Genomic DNA, 3,146 nt, shown 5'->3' with positions numbered 1-3,146 from the left:
AACCGGCAGCTATCTATCCTCCCGGGCCGCTTCCAGCCAAGTACTTTCGACGTATAAGGGCTTAACTTCTGTGTTCGGGATGGGAACAGGTGGACCCCCTTAGCCATTACCACCGGATATATTATTTTCTTGAGGTGAACCCTCAAAGCTATATAGAAGAAACTTACGAAGTCAAGCCCTCGACATATTAGTACCGGTCAGCTCAATACATTGCTGCACTTACACTCCCGGCCTATCTACCTCATCTTCTTTAAGGTGTCTTACCAGATTACTCTGTGAGAGATCTCATCTTAAGGATGGCTTCACGCTTAGATGCTTTCAGCGTTTATCCAGTCCGGACGTAGCTACCCAGCTGTACTCCTGGCGGAATAACTGGTACACCAGCGGTCCGTCCACTCCGGTCCTCTCGTACTAGGAGCAGACCCCTTCAAATCTCTTGCGCCCGCGATGGATAGGGACCGAACTGTCTCACGACGTTCTGAACCCAGCTCACGTACCACTTTAATGGGCGAACAGCCCAACCCTTGGGACCGACTTCAGCCCCAGGATGTGATGAGCCGACATCGAGGTGCCAAACCTCCCCGTCGATATGGACTCTTGGGAGAGATTAGCCTGTTATCCCCAGGGTAGCTTTTATCCGTTGAGCGATGGCCCTTCCACTCGGTACCACCGGATCACTAAGCCCTACTTTCGTACCTGCTCGCCGTGTTTGGCTCGCAGTCAAGCTCCCTTCTGCCTTTACACTCTTCGCGCGATTTCCGGCCGCGCTGAGGGAACCTTTGGGCGCCTCCGTTACTCTTTCGGAGGCGACCGCCCCAGTCAAACTGCCCGCCTGACACTGTCCCGGATTTCGTTACTCTCTCGGTTAGAATTCCGTTGTATCAAGGGTGGTATCCCAACGCCGGCTCCAGCCAGACTAGCGTCCAGCCTTCTAAGCCTCCCACCTATCCTGTACGTAATACAACAAAACCCAATGTCAGGTTACAGTAAAGCTCCATGGGGTCTTTCTGTCCAGTCGCGGGTAACCTGCATCTTCACAGGTATTTCAATTTCACCGGGTCCCTCGTTGAGACAGTGCCCAAATCGTTACACCTTTCGTGCGGGTCGGAACTTACCCGACAAGGAATTTCGCTACCTTAGGACCGTTATAGTTACGGCCGCCGTTCACTGGGGCTTCGGTCGAATGCTTTGGTTGCCCGGACATCCTTCCTTAACCTTCCAGCACTGGGCAGGTGTCAGCACCTATACGTCAGCTTTCGCTTTAGCAGGCACCTGTGTTTGTGGTAAACAGTCGCTTGGGCCTCTTCTCTGCGACCGCCTTTAGCTCCAGAAGCAAGTTCCTTCACCAAGACGGCTACCCTTATCCCGAAGTTACGGGTACATTTTGCCGAGTTCCTTAACGAGGGTTCTCCCGCGCACCTTAGGATTCTCTCCCCGCATACCTGTGTCGGTTTACGGTACGGGCGGCAGCTCTCTCACTAGAAGCTTTTCTCGACAGTGTGGGATCAGCAGCTTCGCTCGCATCTCTGCTCGCTCCGCGTAACGCCTCAGGCTCTCAGTGTACGGATTTGCCTGTACACTACCCTACACGCTTGCACGCGACAATCCAGTCTCGCGCCTGCCTGCCCTTCTGTGTCACTCCTTCGCTCAAACAATTGCTGCCGGTACAGGAATATCAACCTGTTGTCCATCTCCTACGCTCTTTGCCTCGGATTAGGTCCCGACTTACCCTGAGACGACGATCGTTGCTCAGGAATCCTTATGCTTTCGGTGGAAAGGATTCTCACCTTTCTTTTCGCTACTCATACCAACATTCTCACTTCCCACAAGTCCACCAGTCCTTCCAGACCAGCTTCACCCCTGTGGCAACGCTCCCCTACCCCGTGCACTTACATGCACAGCCACGGCTTCGGTTCCGTACTTTAGCCCCGGAAATTTTCGGCGCAGGGACTCTCGACCAGTGAGCTATTACGCACTCTTTAAATGGTGGCTGCTTCTGAGCCAACATCCTGGTTGTTTATGAATCCCCACATCCTTTTCCACTTAGTACGGCATTTGGGACCTTAGCCGGTGGTCTGGGCTGTTTCCCTTTTGACCACGGATCTTATCACTCGTAGTCTGACTCCCAGGCTCTGCAGTATATCCATTCGGAGTTTGACAGGGTTCGGTAACCTTTATGGCCCCTAGCCCGATCAGTGCTCTACCGCCTATACTTACTACCTGAGGCTAGCCCTAAAGCTATTTCGGGGAGAACCAGCTATCTCCGCGTTCGATTGGAATTTCACCCCTACCCACATCTCATCCGAAAGCTTTTCAACGCTCACCGGTTCGGTCCTCCACGCATTTTTACCTGCGCTTCAACCTGGACATGGGTAGATCACTGCGGTTTCGGGTCTACCTACACTAACTATCCGCCCTTTTCAGACTCGCTTTCGCTACGGCTCCGTGTCTTCCACTTAACCTCGCTAGTGCAGATAACTCGTTGGTTCATTCTTCAATAGGCACGCCGTCGCTTTCGCTCCGACTGCTTGTAGACATACGGTTTCAGGTACTATTTCACTCCCCTCCCGGGGTTCTTTTCACCTTTCCCTCACGGTACTATGCGCTATCGGTCGCCAGTTAGTCTTTAGCCTTGGAGGGTGGTCCCCCCTGCTTCCCACAGAATTCCTCGTGCTCCGTGGTACTCTGGATACTGACCTTAAGGCTCTGCCTTTCGCTTACAGGGCTCTTACCTTATATAGCCTACCTTCCCAGGTAGTTCAGCTAAGCCTGGCCTTAATTACGTCAGTCCTCAACCCCCATAAGCCGTAGCTTACAGGTTTGGGCTCTGCCCTCTTCGCTCGCCGCTACTGTGGGCATCTCGTTTGATTTCTTTTCCTCCGGGTACTTAGATGTTTCAGTTCCCCGGGTTCCCTTCCTTGCGGATGACCATCCATTACGATGGCCGGGTTTCCCCATTCGGATATCCACGGATCAATACTCGCTTGCAGTTCCCCGTGGCTTTTCGCAGCTTACCGCGTCCTTCTTCGGCTCCTGGCGCCTAGGCATCCACCGTATGCCCTTAGTAGCTTGACTTCTTTTCTACTAAGTTCACACTTTCGTGTTCCTAGTCTCGTTACTCTTTCAAAATTGCTTTTTAAGAGGTT

General features: G+C 52.8%; 2 rRNA genes. Both read right to left on the bottom strand.

From position 1 onward, the window contains the following. Positions 1–117: ribosomal RNA gene (gene rrf, locus M3079_RS09345) — 5S ribosomal RNA — on the bottom strand. 50 nt (positions 118–167) lie between these two features. Next, a 23S ribosomal RNA gene (locus M3079_RS09340) occupies positions 168–3,075 on the bottom strand. Positions 3,076–3,146: the final 71 nt, after the last annotated feature.

Source organism: Phascolarctobacterium sp. ET69 (genome assembly GCF_023336935.1).
GTDB classification, from domain to species: domain Bacteria; phylum Bacillota; class Negativicutes; order Acidaminococcales; family Acidaminococcaceae; genus Fusicatenibacter_A; species Fusicatenibacter_A intestinipullorum.
The sequence above is the reverse complement of the archived record's forward strand: the minus strand, read 5'-3'. Positions and strand labels throughout refer to the sequence as shown.